The following is a 16,083-nucleotide window of genomic DNA, read 5'->3' as shown; positions in this document are numbered from 1 at the left end:
GAGACCCGTCCACCCTACGCAATTCAATTGCGCTTGATGGCGAACGGCGAGAACCCCTGGCAGGTCGGCATCAGCTCGATGCTGTTGACGTTCACGTGCGGGGGCAGGGTGGCGATCCAGTAGGCGGTATTGGCGATGTCCTCGGCCGTGAGCGGCGTCGTGCCCTCGTAGACCTTGGCGGCGGCCGCATCGTCGCCCTTGAAGCGCACGTTCGAGAACTCGGTGCCGCCGCACAGGCCCGGCGCCAGGTTGGTGGCGCGCACGCCGGTGCCGACCAGGTCGGCGCGCAGGTTGAGGGTGAACTGTTCGACGAAGGCCTTGGTGGCGCCGTAGACGTTGCCGCCAGGGTAAGGGTAGTGGCCGGCCACCGAACCCAGGTTGATCACCAGGCCGCTGCCACGGGCCACCATGCCCGGGAGCAGGGCGCGGGTCATGGTCACCAGGCCCTGGCAGTTGGTGGCGATCATGGTGTCCCAGTCTTCCAGCGGCACCTCATGCGCCGGCTTGGTGTTCAGCGCCAGGCCGGCATTGTTGATGAGCACATCGATGTCGCGCCAGCCTTCCGGCAGCTTGGTGAGCGCCGCCTCGATCGAGGCGCGGCTGGTCACGTCCAGCGTCACCGGCAGGGCGGCTTCGCCCAGCTCGCGCGCCAGCTCCTCGATGCGTTCGGTGCGGCGTGCGGCCAGGATGGCGCGGTGGCCATTGCTCACAAAAGTGCGCGCCATCGCGGCGCCGAAGCCGGCCGAGGCGCCGGTAATCAAGACGATCATGGGTGGTCCTTGGAGGAATGATCCGAAAATTGTAGCCGAAACAGCCACATGTCCGCTGGCGGCCGGCCTGGCGCCTGCGTCTTGTTAGGAAGACAGCAGTTTCCTTGCCCTAAGGAGCGTAGATCACATACAATTTGGTGAATTTACGTCTCACGTAACTGGCGAAATGCCGGGCGCGGCGGTGTTTCGCCACGACCGGCCAAGGTGGGCATCCACCGGGGAACGTGAGGCATCACCGCCGTTCGCCTGGGCAGCCATCGACGGAACGCTTTGCGATGCGTTCGGTGGGCGCTTGTCCTGGGGCCCGCCACATACGCACTGTCAACGCTGACCGTTGCCTGGTATTTCTCTCGATTGGAGTTTTACATGTTTGCAAAAGACCATACGCTCGCCAATGTCGACCCGGAACTGTGGGATGCCATCCAGAAGGAAAACGTTCGCCAGCAAGACCACATCGAACTGATCGCCTCCGAGAACTACACCTCGCCGGCCGTCATGGAAGCGCAGGGTTCGCAGCTGACCAACAAGTACGCCGAAGGCTATCCGGGCAAGCGCTACTACGGCGGTTGCGAATACGTCGACGTCGCCGAGCAGCTGGCGATCGACCGCCTGAAGCAGCTGTTCGGCGCGGAAGCCGCCAACGTGCAGCCGAACTCGGGTTCGCAGGCCAACCAGGGCGTGTTCTTCGCCATGCTGAAACCAGGCGACACCATCATGGGCATGTCGCTGGCCGAAGGCGGCCACCTGACCCACGGCATGGCCCTGAACATGTCCGGTAAATGGTTCAACGTCATTTCCTACGGCCTGACCGAGCAGGAAGACATCGACTACGAACAAATGGAACGCCTGGCGCGCGAGCACAAGCCGAAGATGATCATCGCCGGCGCCTCGGCCTTTGCCCTGCGCATCGACTTCGAGCGCTTCGCACGCATCGCCAAGGAAGTGGGCGCCTATTTCATGGTCGACATGGCCCACTACGCCGGCCTGATCGCCGCGGGCGAGTACCCGAACCCGGTGCCGCACGCCGATTTCGTCACCTCGACCACCCATAAATCGCTGCGCGGTCCGCGCGGCGGCATCATCCTGATGAAGGCCGAGCACGAAAAGGCCATCAACTCGGCGATCTTCCCGGGCATCCAGGGCGGTCCGCTGATGCACGTGATCGCCGGTAAAGCGGTCGCCTTCAAGGAAGCGCTGTCGCCGGAATTCAAGGAATACCAGAAGCAGGTGGTGAAGAACGCCGCCGCCCTGGCCAACACCCTGACCGAGCGCGGCCTGCGCATCGTGTCGGGCCGGACCGAATCGCACGTGATGCTGGTCGACCTGCGCGCCAAGGGCCTGACCGGCAAGGAGGCGGAAGCCATCCTGGGCCAGGCACACATGACCTGCAACAAGAACGGTATCCCGAACGACCCGCAGAAGCCCTTCGTCACCTCCGGCATCCGCCTCGGCAGCCCGGCCTTCACCACCCGCGGCTTCAAGGAAGAAGACGCGGTCAAGGTGGGCCACCTGATCGCCGACGTGCTGGACAATCCGCACGACGCCGCCACCATCGAGCGCGTGAAGGCTGAAGTCAAGGTCCTGACCGACAAGTATCCGGTCTACGCGAAGTAAGGCAATCCGGGGCTGCGCTGTGCAGCCCCTTTCAGGAAGCACTCGGCGCCCATGAAATGTCCCTTCTGCCAGCATGAAGATACCCAGGTCCTCGACACCCGCGTGTCCGAGGAAGGGGATGCCATTCGCCGGCGCCGGCGCTGCGCGAAGTGCGACAAGCGCTTCACGACCTACGAACGCATCGAACTGTCGATGCCGATCCTTGTCAAGAAGAACGGCAGCCGCACGGAATACGCGCCAGCCAAGCTGCGCGGCAGCCTGATGCTGGCGCTGAGGAAGCGCCCGGTCGCCGCCGAGGCGATCGACACGGCCGTCGCCACCATCGAAGAGAAGCTGCTGACCAGCGGCCGCCGCGAAGTCGACACCGGCTACGTGGGCGAACTGGTGATGCAGGAACTCAAGCGCCTCGACAAGATCGCCTATATCCGCTTCGCCTCGGTCTACAAGAACTTCGAAGACCTGGCCGAGTTCCAGGAAGCGCTGGCCGAAGTGGGCCATCCGCGGAAGTAGGTAATCGCTCGCACGAGTTCGTAGGGTGGGCGGTCCTCCGCCCACGCGTCCAACTCCCGTCGCGTACTCGCAGAGTGCGTCACAGCCCAACAGTTCCCCGATCAGGCTTGGGCCAGCTCATGGCCGGCTCCGCCTCGCCTGATAACTTCGCAGCTCGCAACCGGTATGCGACATTTTGCGTGCCGGCCCGTCAACGCTGTCGCAAGATCGGGAGGGTGCCGTGCGGGTGGGGGAACGAGGCTTCACACTGGTCGAGGTGCTGGTCGCACTGTTCGTGCTGACCGTGGGCATCGTCGGCGCGGGGGCAGTGCAGATCACGGCGGAGCGCACCCGGCAGCAGGCGAGCCTGCGGTCCGATGCCGCGCAGCTGGCCAATGCGCTGGCCGCGCGCATGCGCGTCAATCCGGCCGTCGCCGCGCTGCCGGACGGCGCCAATCCCTATCTCTCTTTCCACTACGACGCCGCAGATGGCCTGCCGGCGGCGCCAGGCTCATGCTTCGGCGGCAGCAGCTGCACCCCGGACGCGCTGGCGCAATTCGACCTGCACGCGATACGCCAGGCGCTCTACACGCAGTTCCCGCGCGGCCGTGTGACCGTGTGCCGCGACGGCGCTCCCTGGGATGCTGCGGCCAACACCTACCGCTGGAATTGCGACGGCGCCCTTGACGCGCTGCCGGTCGTGAAGCTCGGCTGGCAGGGCACGGGCGACGGCCCCGGCTACGTGATGGTGCTCCGATGAGACGGCGCGAATCGGGCATGACGATGGCCGAGCTGCTGGTGGCCATGAGCGTGGGCCTGGTCGTGCTGCTGGCCGCGGCCAGCCTGTTCGTCTGGGCCAACCGTGCCTTCGCCGCGCAGCTGGAAACCGCCGCCATGGACGATGCCGGCCGCTACGCCCTGGAAGTCGTCGCCCGTGCGGTGCGCCAGTCGGCGGCGGCGGACTGGGAGCGCGCGAGCGGCGGTCCCGACCCGGCCGCGCCCAGCGCGCTCGCCGGCCTGGATGCGCATAGCGTGCCGCGCACCGGCCACGGCATCGACAATGCCTCGCCCCTTGCCGTCAACGGCAGCGACGTGCTGGCGGTGCGCTTTCCCGGCAGCGGTCCGGCGCCCGGCGGCGACGGCGGCAGCCTGGATTGCGCCGGCTTCAGCGTCCATCGCGACGAGGAAGGCTGGAGCATCTTCTACGTGGCGCGCAACGCCCAGGGCGAGGCCGAGCTGCGCTGTAAGTACCGCGGCGGCAGCAACTGGTCGGCGGACGCCGTGGTGGGCGCCGTGGACAGCTTCCAGCTGCTGTACGGCGTCGACCTGGACGGCGATGGCGCGCCCGAGCGCTACCTGAACGCCAGCGCGCTGAGCGAGCTCGACGCCGGCCTGGTCCTGGCGGGCGCGACGGCCGCCGAACGCGAGGCCGACCTGCGCAAGCGCACTCACTGGAAGAAGGTCGCCATCGTGCACGTGGCCTTGCTGCTGCACGGGCCGGTCAGCAAGCTGGACAGCACGCGCGATGTCGTGCACGAGCTGTTCGGGCCGGAATACGGCGCGGCGCAAGGCGCGGACGACGCCGGCACGCGCCTTCCCGAAACGGTGCTGGCCGCCGGCAGCGCGCGGGGCGGCAGGCCGCGGGATGGCGACAGCGGCAAAGCACGTTACCGCAAGGTGTTTGCCACGACCGTGGCACTGCCGGCGCGGGCGAGGTGAGGGCGCGATGACGTCACGCGACTTCATGCTGCCCCGGCAGGCACGACAGCACGGCGTGGCCCTGTTGACGGCCTTGCTCTTGATGCTGGCGGTGCTCATGACGGGCATTGCCGCCGCCCGTGCCGCCATCGCCTCCGCCCGGGTCGCCGGGCACGAGCGCGACCGCATGCTGGCCCTGCACGGCGCCATGGCGGGGCTGCGCGACGCCGAGCACGATATCGAAGGCGGCCTGGACCCCGGCTCGGTCCGGGCCGTGGCGCTGGCGCACGCGGATCCCGCCGCCTTTGCCGACGGCTGCCGGGGTGGCGCGCCTTTCGGGGGACTCTGCCGCCAGGCAGCCGGCGTGGACATCCATGCGGCCCTGGCCGATCGGGAAGGGCCGGGCGTCGTACTCGGCGCCTTCAGCGGGGTGAGCATGCCGACTGGCGGCGCGCTGGCGGCACAGGCGCCGCGCTACCTGATCGAGCTGATGCCTTCCAGCCCGGACACCCTGCTGTATCGCATCACCGCGCTCGGATTCGGGAGCGTGGAGACGACCCAGGCGGCAGTGCAGGCTTACTACCGCAAGGTGCTGCCACCCGGTGCGCCGGCGCCGGGCACAGGGGCGCCACCCGGGGTGGAGCCGGGCGCGCCGGACGTCCCCGGTGTACCCGATGCGCCGGCTGCCCCGGAAGCGGAGCAGCCGCCTTCGCCGGGTGGCGGGCCCGGCGGCGGCACGCCGCCTCCCGCCCAGCCCGAAGCGGCGGGGCCGCCGGGCGCACCCGGCTCGCCCGGCGGCCCCGGCATCCGGGTCGGATGGCGTGAAATCGGCAACTGGCAGGACACCATGGTGGCGTCGAGAGGAGCGGAGCGGCGATGAGCAGGCACAAGGGTTTCACCCTGATCGAGGTGCTGATCGTGGTCGCGATCCTGGCCATCATGACCGCGATCGCCTGGCCGGGCTATGCGCGGCATATCGTCAAGGCGCGCCGCACCGAGGCGCAACTGGCCCTGGTCGACGCCATGCAGCGCCAGGAACAGTACCGTGCCCAGCACCACCGCTACCTGGCTTTCTCGTCCGGCGCGAACGATCCCGCCAGCCGCGATTTTCCCTGGCACCTCGGTACCCGGCCTGAGAAGAGCGCCTACGAGATCGACGGCTACGCCTGCGAAGGGCAGGACATCCGCCACTGCATCGTGCTGCGCGCACGGCCGGGGACGGAAAGAGTCGACGCGCGTTTCCGCGACCCGGACTGCGGCGTACTGACCTTCGACAGCACCGGCACCCAGGGTGCGAGCGGCGCCGGGCCGCGCTGCTGGCCATGAGGCACGCAGGCAAGCTGCGTCGGTCGACGGCCGGCGCCAGCCTGGTCGAGCTGGCTGTCGTCGTCGCCATCGCATCCATCCTGATGGCGGTCGCCGCCCCCGACCTGCAGGCCTTGCTGGCGGCCCAGCAACTGCGCACGGCGTCCGGCGACCTGATGGGCGCGATCGCCGAGACCCGGGCCCAGGCCATTGCCCGCAATGCGCGCGTCAAGCTGATGCCACGCGACCCCGGCGGCGCCGACTGGACCCGCGGCTGGACAGTTTTCATCGACCGCGACGGCGACCGCCAGCCGGGCGTCGGCGACGAGATCCTGCAGGTGCACGGCCCGGTGCCGGAAGGCGTGCGGATCGACTTTTCCTTCACCCAGTCAGCGCCGCCGCAGTACATCGCCTACAATGGCGCCGGGCGCAGCTGCAGCGATGCGGGCGGCAACGCGTCCCGGCTCGGTACGCTTTCGCTCTTCCATGGCGAGCATATCCGCCGTATTAAAATCAATATGCTCGGTCGGGTGCGCGTATGCAATCCGGCGCGCGACGATGCCTGCGACGGCGCGGAGGCGCCGCGCTAGGCTGGCATGGCAGACAGGAAGAGAAACGTGCAAGAGGACAGGGTAGAGATTCGCGACGACACCGAGGGCATGGCCCTGGCCCTCGCCTGGGCCGCGAAAGGTATGTATATCACCGCGCCGAACCCGCGCATCGGCTGCGTGATCGTGCGTGACGGCACCGTGATCGGCGCCGGCCACACCCAGCCGGCCGGGCAGGCGCACGCCGAGATCCAGGCAATGCGCGATGCCGCCGCCCGCGGCAACGATGTGCGCGGCGCCACCGCCTACGTGACCCTGGAGCCGTGCAGCCACCACGGCCGCACGCCGCCGTGCTCGAACGCGCTGGTGCAGGCCGGCATTGGCCGCGTCGTCGCCGCCATGACCGACCCCAACCCCCTGGTCGCCGGCCGCGGCCTGGCCCAGCTGGAGGCGGCCGGCATCGCCGTCACTTCCGGCGTGCTGGCCGATGCCGCCCACGAGCTCAACATCGGATTCTTCTCGCGCATGCGGCGCGGCCTGCCCTGGGTGCGCCTGAAGGTGGCCGCCAGCCTGGACGGCGCCACCGCGCTGCACAGCGGCGAAAGCCAGTGGATCACCGGCCCGGACGCACGCGCCGATGGCCACGCCTGGCGCGCCCGCGCCCAGGCGATCCTGACCGGCATCGGCACCGTCAAGGCGGACGATCCGCAACTGACCGTGCGCGGCGTCGACACGCCCTTGCCGCCGCGCCGCGTGATCGTCGACAGCCGCCTCGAGATCGACCTGGATGCGCGCATCCTGCAGGGCGAGCCGTGCTGGATCGCCGCTGCCGTCGAGATGCCCGAGAAAGCCGCCGCCCTGCGCGCGGCGGGACACGACGTCATGCAGTTGCCGAACCCGAAGGGCAAGGTCGACCTGCCGGCCCTGATGCGCGAGCTCGGCCGGCGCGAAATCAACGAAGTCCACGTCGAGGCCGGCTCGAAGCTGAATGCCTCGATGGTGCGCGAAGGCTGCGTCGACGAGCTGCTGGTCTACCTGGCCCCGAGCCTGATCGGACCGGGGCAGGGCATGTTCGACCTGCCGCCGCTGGCAAGCCTCGCGGACAAGCGCCGGCTGCGCTTCCACGACGTGGCGCGGGTCGGCGACGACATCCGCATCCTGGCCCGGTTCGCGCACCCCCATACCGACATCACTACGAAGGAATAAGCAGCATGTTTACTGGAATCGTCGCCGCCGTCGGCAAGATCACCTCCGTCACCCCGCTCGAAGGCGGCTCCTTTGCCGGCGTGCGCCTGCAGATCGACGCCGGCCCGCTGCCCCTGGCCGACGTCGCGCTGGGTGACTCGATCGCCATCAACGGCGCCTGCATGACCGTGGTCGAAAAGACCGGCAACAGCTTCGCCGTGGACGTCTCGCGCGAGAGCCTGAGCAAGACCGTCGGCCTGGATGGCGCAGGCGAAGTCAACCTGGAAAAGGCGCTCACCCTGGCCGAGCGCCTGGGCGGCCACCTGGTGTCGGGCCACGTCGATGGCCTGGGCACGGTGCACAGCTTCGAGCCGGTGGGCGAGTCGCGTGAACTGGTGATCGACGCACCCTGGGAGCTGGCCAAGTTCCTGGCCTACAAGGGATCGATCGTCGTCAACGGCGTTTCCTTGACGGTGAACCGCGTCGAGGATGTCGAAGCGGAAGGCGGGAAGGTGTGCCGTTTCTCGATCAACCTGATTCCGCACACGATCGAGGTCACCACGCTCAAGCACCTGAAGGCGGGGTCGAAGGTGAATCTGGAGATCGATCTGATTGCGCGCTACGTGGAGCGCATGCTCTCCGCCAAGTAGTAGGGTGGACGGCTCCGCCGTCCGCGCGTTCAAACAGTGCATGAATAGCGCAGGCTGTATCCGTTCACACGGGATTTGAACGCGCGTGCGGCATAGCCGCACACCCTACAACAGCTTAACCCCCGGGCGCCGGCTTGCCGGTATGCGCCGCCACCTGCGCCGGCGCCGCCGTCTCCGGATTCAACACCACCTGCACATAGTTGCGCTCGTTGAAATAGCGCTGCGCAGCAAGGCGGATATCGTCCGCCGTCAATGCCTGCACCCGCTTCTCGACATCGAGGATCGAGGCCGGGTCGGTGCCTTCGCTCAAGGCCGCCTGCAGGTGTCCCAGCCAGTAACCGTTCTCGCGCAGCGAGCGGCGGTGGTTCTGGATCCAGTTGCTTTTCACCTTTTCCAGGTCGGCCGCATCCGGCCCCTGGGTCTGCAGGCGCTTGATCTCGGCAAAGGTGGTGGCCAGCACCTTGTCGACGTTCTCGGGCCCGGTCGGCAGGGTCACGCCGATCGAGTAGTTCCCATACGGGATCTTGCTCAGCGCCCCGGTTGCGCCGCCGCCGTAGATGAGCGCCATCTGCTCGCGCAGCACGTCGATGATGCGGATGTTCGTCACTTCGAGCAGGGCCGACAGGCGCAGCTGCTCGGCTTCCGTGAATTCCGCCTGCCCGGTGAAGGTCAGCGAGATCGTGCTCTTCGGCTCGGTGCCGCTCTTGACTTCGCGCTTGACCACGCCGGTGGCCGGGCGCAGGCCGACGTCGCGGTAGGCCACCGGGATCTCGGGCGTCGGCAGGCTGCCGAGGTAGGTCGCGAGCAGGGGCTTGATGGCCGCCGGATCGAAGCTGCCGACCAGGATGAAGGTCAGGTCTTTCGCGCTGGAGAAGCGTTGGCGGAAGATGTCGATGCTGCGGTCGAGGTCGATCTGCGCGTATTCCTCGGGCGTCAGGCTGCGCGGTGCGCGCGGGTGGTTGTTGTACAGCGCGGCCATCACCGCGTCGCCGAAGCGCGTGCCCGGCTGGGCGGTCTGGTTGCGCGCCTGCTCGGCCTGCTTGCCGACGTAGGAGCGGAACAGGTCCTCGTCGCGGCGCACGCCGCTGAACTTCAGCCAGGTCAGCTGCAGCATGGTCTCGATGTCGGTGGCGCCCGAGGCGCCCACCACCACGTCGGTGTAGTTGGCCAGGCCCACGTTCACCTGGGCCGCCTTGCCGGCCAGGATCTTGCGCATGTCGAGCGGGGTGAAGTCCTTCACGCCCATGCTGGCCACGATGGCGTTGGCGAAGCGCGCATTCAGGATGTCCTGGTCGCCGAACAGGCTCTGGCCGCCGAAGCGGGCGGCGCTCATCATCACCTGGTCGTTGCGGAAGTCGGTCGGCTTGAGGATGACCTTCACGCCGTTGGAGAAGGTCAGGTGCGTCAGGCCGAGCGCCTTGTCCTGGGCCTGGGCGACGATGGCGCCAGCCCTGGGCGGCTTGTCCATCAGGCGCGCCGCCACGGCTTTTTCGTCGTGCCGGCTCACCTCGGCGTGCTGGGCCGCTTCCACGGTCGCGAGCAGCTGCTCGCCCTTCGGGGTGTCGGGACGGGTCACGCCCGTGTACAGCACCAGCTTGCCCGAGTCGGCCGGGATGGTGCGGCGCGCATAGGCGTTCACCTCGTCCAGGGTGATGCCGGGCACCAGCTCCTTCACGTAGCGGTATTCGGTGTCGATGCCGGGAATCGCTTCCTGCTGCAGGAAGTTGCGGATGTACTCGGCGGCATAGGTTCCCGAGTCGCTCTTGGCGCGCTCGTTCCAGGCCTGCTCGTAGGTGCGCATCAGGTTCTTCTTCATGCGCTCGAGTTCCGCAGCGCCGAAACCGTAGCGGCGTGCGCGCTCGTTTTCCTCGACCAGGGCCGAAAGGGCTACCTCGGCGCCGCGCGGACCCAGCGCGGCCGAGGCATTGTAGGAGCGGTAGCGCGGGGTCAGCTTGCCGAGCGAGCTGGAAGCGCCCATGAAGGGCGGTTCCGGCAGCTGCGACAGCTCCTGCAAGCGCTGGTTCAGCATGGCGGCAAACAGCGACTGCACCAGGTCGTCACGGTAGGCGCGGATGGTGCCGGCTTCCTCGACCTTCTGCACCGGATAGCGGATCAGCACCGCGTTGCCGGTGGCTTCCTGGTCGGTCACGACCAGGGCCTGGGTCGACTGGCGCGCGGGAATCTCGGCATAGGCGCGCGGGCGCGACGGCTGGGGATTCTTCAAGTGGGCGAAGTGCGACTTGACCAGCTTCTCGGCCTGGCCCGGGTCGATGTCGCCGACCACGACGACCGCCATCAGGTCGGGGCGGTACCAGTCGCGGTAAAAGCGTTTCAGGGCCTCGGGCGTGAAATTGCGCAACACGTCTTCGGTGCCGATCGGCAGGCGCTCGGCGTACCTGGAGCCGTTGAAGATGGCCGGCATGATCTGCTTGCTCATGCGGTCCGAGGCGCCCTTGCCGAGGCGCAGCTCTTCCAGCACGATGCCGCGCTCCTTGTCGATCGTCTCGGGGTCGAAGCTCAGTCCGTGGGCCCAGTCTTCCAGCACCTGGAAAGCCTTGCTCACGTTTTCCTGCTTGTCGGTCGGGATCGGCAGGATGTAGACGGTCTCGTCGAACGAGGTATAGGCGTTCAGGTCGGCGCCGAAGCCGACGCCGATCGACTGCAGGTAGGAGACCAGCTCGTGCTTGCGGAAATTGGTCGAGCCATTGAAGGCCATGTGCTCGACAAAGTGCGCCAGGCCGCGCTGGTCCTCGTCCTCGAGGATGGAGCCGGCCTTGACCACCAGGCGGAGCTCGAGCTTGCGCTCCGGGCGCGCATTCTTCTGGATGTAATAGGTCAGGCCATTGGCCAGCTTGCCGACCTTGACCTGCGGGCCGACCGGGATCGGGGCGTCGAGGCGCAATGGTGCGGTGGTGGCCGCAGCGGCGGCCGAGGCGGACCCCTTGGCTGCGATGGCGCCAGCCGCGGCAGTGGCCGGCGGCTGCGCGCACAGCAGCGCGGCCAGGCAGAGGCCGCGCGTGAAGTTCTTGCTCATTGGTGATCCCTGGTTGGAAACTGACTGACGAGCATGCATTCTACCGCGCGCGTCCGCCATGCACTGTTGCGTTTGGGCAGGGTGGGGAAAAGCGGAGTTCAGACCGCCACACGCCCCTTCGCCAGCAGTTGGGCCATCTCGTGCGCCGGCACCGGGCGGCTGTACAGGAAGCCTTGCATCACGTCGCAGCCGATCAGGCCCAGGAAGTCGCGCTGCCCGATGGTTTCCACGCCCTCGGCCACGACCGACAGCGACAGGCCCTGGGCCAGGGCGATAGTGGCCTGGGCGATGGCGGCGCTGCGCTGCTCGGTGGTGATGTTGCGGACGAAGGCCTGGTCGATCTTGAGCTTGTCGAGCGGGAAGCGCGACAGGTAGCCCAGCGAGGAGTAGCCGGTGCCGAAGTCGTCCAGCGACAGCGACACGCCCATGGCGCGCAACTCCGCCATCTGCGCTTCCGCGACGGCGCTGTCGCCCAGCATCACGCTCTCGGTCAGTTCCACTTCCAGGTAGCGCGGCGCCAGGCCGCTGTCGGCGAGCGCCTTGTGCACCATGGCACTCACCGAGCCGGCCTTGAACTGGTTGGCCGAGACGTTAACGGCCACTTTCACGGGCGGCAGGCCGGCGTTTTGCCAGGCCTTGTTCTGGAAGCAGGCCTGGCGGATCACCCATTCGCCGATCGGGTGGATGAGGCCGGTGTCCTCGGCGAGCGGGATGAAGTCGCCCGGCGAGACCACGCCGATTTCTTCGCTGCGCCAGCGCAGCAGGGCTTCCATGCCGACCACACTGCCTTCGATGCGGGAAATCTGTGGCTGGTAGTGCAGGGCCAGCTCGCCGCGCTCGATGGCGCGCCGCAGCCGGGTTTCCAGCGCCAGCCAGCGCAGGGCCTGGGCATTCATTTCGCCCTTGAAGAAGCGGAAGCCGTTGCGCCCGGACTTCTTCATGTCGCCCAGGGCCGCGTCGGCCGCCTTGAGCAGGTCGCCGGGGGCCGCGCCGTCGCGCGGGAAGATGCTGATGCCGACGCTGCCGGTCACCACCACGTCATGCCCGCCCACCGTATGCGGCTGGGCGATGGCGTCGATCAGGCGGCGCGCGGCCAGGATGATGTCCTCGTTGTCGTGGCAGCTGGTGAGCAGCAGCACGAATTCGTCGCCGGACAGGCGCGCCAGGGTGTCGGTCGGGCCGGCGATCTCGCTGACCCGCCTGGCCACTTCGCGCAGCACGGCGTCGCCGGCCGCATGGCCCAGGCTGTCGTTGATGCGGGACAGGCGGTCGACATTGAACAGCAGTAGCGCCAATTCTCCGTCGCCCTGGCGCGCCGCGGCGATCGCCTGCTGCAGGCGGTCGTTGAACAGGGAGCGGTTCGGCAGCAGGGTGAGGGCGTCGTGGTTCGACAGGAAGTCGAGCTGGTGGTGGGCGGCCTTCAGGGCCGACAGGTCGGTCGACACCGAGACATAGGCCGTGAGCTTGCCGGCATCGTCGTGCACCGCGCTGATGCTGGTGCGTTCCGGATAGACTTCGCCGTTCTTGCGGCGGTTCCAGATCTCGCCGCGCCATTGCCAGTCTTTCTCCAGGCAGTTCCACATGTCGCGGTAGAAGGTGGCGTCGTGCCGGCCCGAGCGCAGGATGCGGGGAGTCAATCCCATGACTTCGGCCTCGCGGTAACCGGTGATCTGCTCGAAGGCCGGGTTGACCGCCACGATCTTCGCTTCGGCATCGGTCATCATGATGCCTTCCTGGGTGCTGTCGAAGACCTGGCGGGCCAGCTCCAGCCGGTGCTCGCTCTCGCGCAGGGCGGCGTCGGCGTCGGCGCGCGCCAGGGCCTCGAGCTGCAGCTGGGAGGCGTGGCGCTGCACCACGTCGTACAGGTTCAGGTTCTCGTAGGCGACCGCCAGCTGGGCGGCCAGGGCCGTGGCCCAGCGCTCTTCCTCCTCGGTGAAGGCCGGGGCGCCGGGATGGCGGGCGCAGTAGAGCCAGCCGAGCGGGTGCTGCAGGTCGTGCACCTGCAGGCCGAGGAAGCTGCCGATGCCCGGATGGCCGGCAGGCAGGCTGGACAGCAAGGTATCGCCCTCGGAGAGCCGCAGCGGCGCGCGGGCGCGCATCAGGACGCCCGGCAGGCGCATCTCGTCGCGCGCATGGCACTCGAACAGGGAGGTATCGAGCGACCAGGAATCGAGGTGGCGCACGTGGCGCTCGTTGCGGTCGATCAGGCACAGGGCCGCATAGTCCGCGTGCAGCACGCGGCGCGCGGCATCGAGGAAGGAGGCGGCGAGGGTCTCGACGCGGCGCTCGCCGATCAGGGCCAGGCACATGCGTTCGAGTTCGCCCAGGCGCGCGCACAGGTCGAAGGGCAGGGCGCGCTCGCGCTCGGTGATCTCGGGCGCTGGTGGCGGCGCGGCTTCGCCTCCGCCCAGTTCGGCGTTGACGGCTTCGAGGATCTGCTGGGCGTCGGCCGGCTTGGGCAGCACGGTGGCCACGCCGCAGCGCGCCGCCATCGCCTGGGTCTCGCGCTCGGCGTAGACGGCCGAGAAGAAGATGATGCGGGTGGCGCGCAGTGCGGGATCGCTGCGGATTTGCTGGACCAGCTCGTAGCCGTCCATGACCGGCATCAGGATGTCGGTGATGACCAGTTCCGGACGCTCGCTGCGCACCAGCGCCAGCGCCTGGGCGCCGTCTTCCGCTTCCAGCAGGCGATGGCCGGTATAGCCGAGCAGCGCGTTCAGGAAGACACGATTGCTCGGCCGATCGTCGACGATCAGGATCGTGGCCATCAGCGCCGCCTTCCCGTGCAGATCGCAGGAAGGCCGCAGGAATGTGGAACTACCGCCATGGCAACTCCGAAAAGTGGTTGAACAGCGCCGGGCATAGGCCGCAGCAAGCTCACCAGCCGCAATGTCTTTATCATAATCGAGTCAAGCGTCAGCACGCCACGCCATAGGATTCGTGGCATGCAAGAAGGGTGAGCTTAACAATTATGTGTGAACAAATGTACGCAGATTATTGCATGTTGCTTAGTGGCAACGCCCGTTGACGAAAGCCTAGCGCCGTGCTTGGTGAGAATGCATCGGCTTCCGCTTGGATAGCGGTAAATCCTTTAAAATAGCGGATTACGCAAAAATCCCGAGGAATCCGTATGTCTATTTCCAGCACCGAGGAAATCGTTGCCGAACTGCGCGCAGGGCGCATGGTCATTCTCGTCGACGAGGAAGACCGCGAGAACGAAGGCGACCTGGTGCTTGCCGCTGACTTCGTCACCCCGGAAGCGATCAACTTCATGATCCGCCATGCGCGCGGACTGGTCTGCCTGACGCTCACCGAAGAGCGCTGCGACCAGCTGGCGCTGCCGATGATGACCTCGAAGAACGGCACCTCCTTCGGCACCAACTTCACGGTCTCGATCGAGGCGGCGGAAGGCGTGACCACCGGCATCTCGGCAGCCGACCGCGCGCGCACCATCCAGGTGGCCGTGAACAAGGGCACGACCCCGGACGACCTGGTGCAGCCGGGCCACATCTTCCCGCTGCGCGCCCAGAACGGCGGCGTCCTGATGCGCGCCGGCCATACCGAGGCCGGCTGCGACCTGACCGCGATGGCCGGCCTGACCCCGGCCTCCGTCATCTGCGAGATCATCAAGGAAGACGGCACCATGGCGCGCCTGCCGGACCTGATCGAGTTCGCGAAGGAGCACAACCTCAAGATCGGCACCATCGCCGACCTGATCCACTACCGCAGCCAGAACGAAAGCCTGGTCGAGCGCGTAGCCGAGCGCCCCTTGCACACCGTGCACGGCGACTTCCGCCTGGTCGCCTACCGCGACAAGCCGAGCGGCTCGGCCCACCTGGCCCTGGTGCACGGCGAACCGGCGCCTGGCAAGCAAGCCCTGGTGCGCGTGCACCAGCCGGTGTCCCTGCTGGACGTGCTGGGCAACTGCGCCAGCACCCACTCCTGGGACCTGGCCTCGGCCATGAAGGCGATCCAGGCCAGCGACAACGGCGTGATCGTGCTGCTCAATGCGGGCGAGAGCGCGGACCAGCTGTTCGCCCAGTTCGCTCCGCGCGATACGAGCGCGAGGAGCGCCCGCGCGGCCTCGATGGACCTGCGCACCTACGGCATCGGCGCGCAGATCCTGCGCAACCTGGGCGTGGGCAAGATGCAGCTGCTGGCCAACCCGCGCAAGATGCCGTCGATGACCGGCTTCGACCTGGAAGTGACGGGCTACCTGCCGCAGCCGGCCGCCTGAAGAACAGCGCGCGCCCCCGATTCAACACACACTACTATATAGATACATACAAAGAAGAGGCCAGCCATGACGGTACCAACTTTTGAAAGCAATCTGGCGGGCGAAGGCCTGCGCATCGGGATCGTGCAGGCCCGCTTCAACGCCGACATCGGCCACGGCCTGCTGTCGTCCTGCCTGGCGGAACTCAAGCGCCTGGGCGTGGCCGACGAGGACATCCTCCACATCACGGTGCCGGGCGCCCTGGAAGCGCCGCTGGCGCTGCAGAAGCTGGCCGAGACCCAGCAGTTCGACGCGCTGATCGCGCTCGGCGCGGTGATCCGCGGCGAGACCTACCACTTCGAACTGGTCTCGAACGAATCGGGCGCCGGCATCACCCGCATCGGCCTGGACTACGGGATGCCGATCGCGAACGCGATTCTCACCACCGAGAACGACGAGCAGGCCGAAGTGCGCATGGCCGAGAAGGGCGCCGACGCGGCCCGCGTGGCGGTCGAGATGTCGAACCTGCTGTTCGCGCTGGAAGAGCTGCAGGCCGAAGAAGAATAAGGAAGAA

The 16,083-nt window shown here is 67.7% G+C and carries 14 protein-coding genes and 1 riboswitch; of the genes, 11 read left to right on the top strand and 3 right to left on the bottom strand.

Translation table 11 applies throughout. The features are described from left to right. Positions 1-23: 23 nt before the first annotated feature. Positions 24-770 carry an SDR family oxidoreductase gene (locus tag NX780_RS21020; protein WP_258829832.1) on the bottom strand — a complete coding sequence of 249 codons (747 nt, stop codon included), beginning with the start codon at positions 768-770 and terminating at the stop codon, positions 24-26. Between the two features lie 144 nt (positions 771-914). Beyond that, positions 915-1,029: riboswitch (ZMP/ZTP riboswitch) on the top strand. A gap of 107 nt (positions 1,030-1,136) precedes the next feature. On the opposite strand from NX780_RS21020, the gene glyA reads away from it, so the two are divergent. The 9 genes from glyA (at position 1,137) to NX780_RS20975 (ending at position 8,259) form a co-directional block, all read left to right on the top strand. Further along, positions 1,137-2,384: a serine hydroxymethyltransferase gene (glyA, locus tag NX780_RS21015; protein ID WP_258829831.1), complete on the top strand. Its 1,248-nt coding sequence runs from the start codon at positions 1,137-1,139 to the stop codon at positions 2,382-2,384. Positions 2,385-2,435: 51 nt separating this feature from the next. Then, entirely contained in the window at positions 2,436-2,894 is a 459-nt protein-coding gene (nrdR, locus tag NX780_RS21010; protein ID WP_159695734.1) for a transcriptional regulator NrdR, read from the top strand. 220 nt (positions 2,895-3,114) lie between these two features. Further along, complete coding sequence (pilV, locus tag NX780_RS21005; RefSeq protein ID WP_258829830.1) at positions 3,115-3,633, top strand: type IV pilus modification protein PilV; 519 nt, start codon at positions 3,115-3,117, stop codon at positions 3,631-3,633. Continuing rightward, complete coding sequence (locus NX780_RS21000; protein ID WP_258829829.1) at positions 3,630-4,592, top strand: PilW family protein; 963 nt, start codon at positions 3,630-3,632, stop codon at positions 4,590-4,592. Before pilV ends, NX780_RS21000 begins: the two co-directional genes overlap by 4 nt. Positions 4,593-4,599: 7 nt before the next feature. Further along, positions 4,600-5,451 carry a hypothetical protein gene (locus tag NX780_RS20995; protein ID WP_258829828.1) on the top strand — a complete coding sequence of 284 codons (852 nt, stop codon included), beginning with the start codon at positions 4,600-4,602 and terminating at the stop codon, positions 5,449-5,451. After that, positions 5,448-5,897 carry a type IV pilin protein gene (locus NX780_RS20990; protein WP_258829827.1) on the top strand — a complete coding sequence of 150 codons (450 nt, stop codon included), beginning with the start codon at positions 5,448-5,450 and terminating at the stop codon, positions 5,895-5,897. The genes NX780_RS20995 and NX780_RS20990 overlap by 4 nt, the downstream gene beginning before the upstream one ends. Continuing rightward, positions 5,894-6,466, top strand: coding sequence for a GspH/FimT family pseudopilin (locus NX780_RS20985; protein WP_258829826.1), 573 nt, complete (start codon positions 5,894-5,896; stop codon positions 6,464-6,466). Before NX780_RS20990 ends, NX780_RS20985 begins: the two co-directional genes overlap by 4 nt. Positions 6,467-6,493: 27 nt before the next feature. After that, entirely contained in the window at positions 6,494-7,630 is a 1,137-nt protein-coding gene (gene ribD / locus NX780_RS20980; RefSeq protein ID WP_370663634.1) for a bifunctional diaminohydroxyphosphoribosylaminopyrimidine deaminase/5-amino-6-(5-phosphoribosylamino)uracil reductase RibD, read from the top strand. Positions 7,631-7,635: 5 nt separating this feature from the next. Further along, complete coding sequence (locus NX780_RS20975) at positions 7,636-8,259, top strand: riboflavin synthase (protein WP_258829825.1); 624 nt, start codon at positions 7,636-7,638, stop codon at positions 8,257-8,259. 115 nt (positions 8,260-8,374) lie between these two features. Here NX780_RS20975 and NX780_RS20970 read toward each other — a convergent pair whose 3' ends face one another. Both NX780_RS20970 and NX780_RS20965 read right to left on the bottom strand, forming a co-directional pair. Further along, on the bottom strand, positions 8,375-11,293 hold the full coding sequence (locus NX780_RS20970) for a M16 family metallopeptidase (protein ID WP_258829824.1): 2,919 nt from the start codon (positions 11,291-11,293) through the stop codon (positions 8,375-8,377). Positions 11,294-11,391: 98 nt separating this feature from the next. Next, positions 11,392-14,061, bottom strand: a complete 2,670-nt coding sequence (locus NX780_RS20965; RefSeq protein WP_258829823.1) for a two-component system response regulator — start codon at positions 14,059-14,061, stop codon at positions 11,392-11,394. 362 nt (positions 14,062-14,423) lie between these two features. Between NX780_RS20965 and ribBA the strand changes: the two genes are divergently transcribed. Beyond that, positions 14,424-15,530 (top strand): bifunctional 3,4-dihydroxy-2-butanone-4-phosphate synthase/GTP cyclohydrolase II, encoded by a 1,107-nt coding sequence (ribBA, locus tag NX780_RS20960; RefSeq protein ID WP_258829822.1) that lies wholly within the window; start codon positions 14,424-14,426, stop codon positions 15,528-15,530. Between the two features lie 66 nt (positions 15,531-15,596). Continuing rightward, complete coding sequence (gene ribH / locus NX780_RS20955; protein ID WP_258829821.1) at positions 15,597-16,076, top strand: 6,7-dimethyl-8-ribityllumazine synthase; 480 nt, start codon at positions 15,597-15,599, stop codon at positions 16,074-16,076. Positions 16,077-16,083: the final 7 nt, after the last annotated feature.

Origin of the sequence: Massilia agri (assembly GCF_024753255.1) — a bacterium.
In the GTDB taxonomy this organism is placed as follows: Bacteria; Pseudomonadota; Gammaproteobacteria; order Burkholderiales; family Burkholderiaceae_D; genus Telluria; species Telluria agri.
Note: the sequence above shows the minus strand (reverse complement) of the source record. Positions and strands in the feature narration are given on the sequence as shown.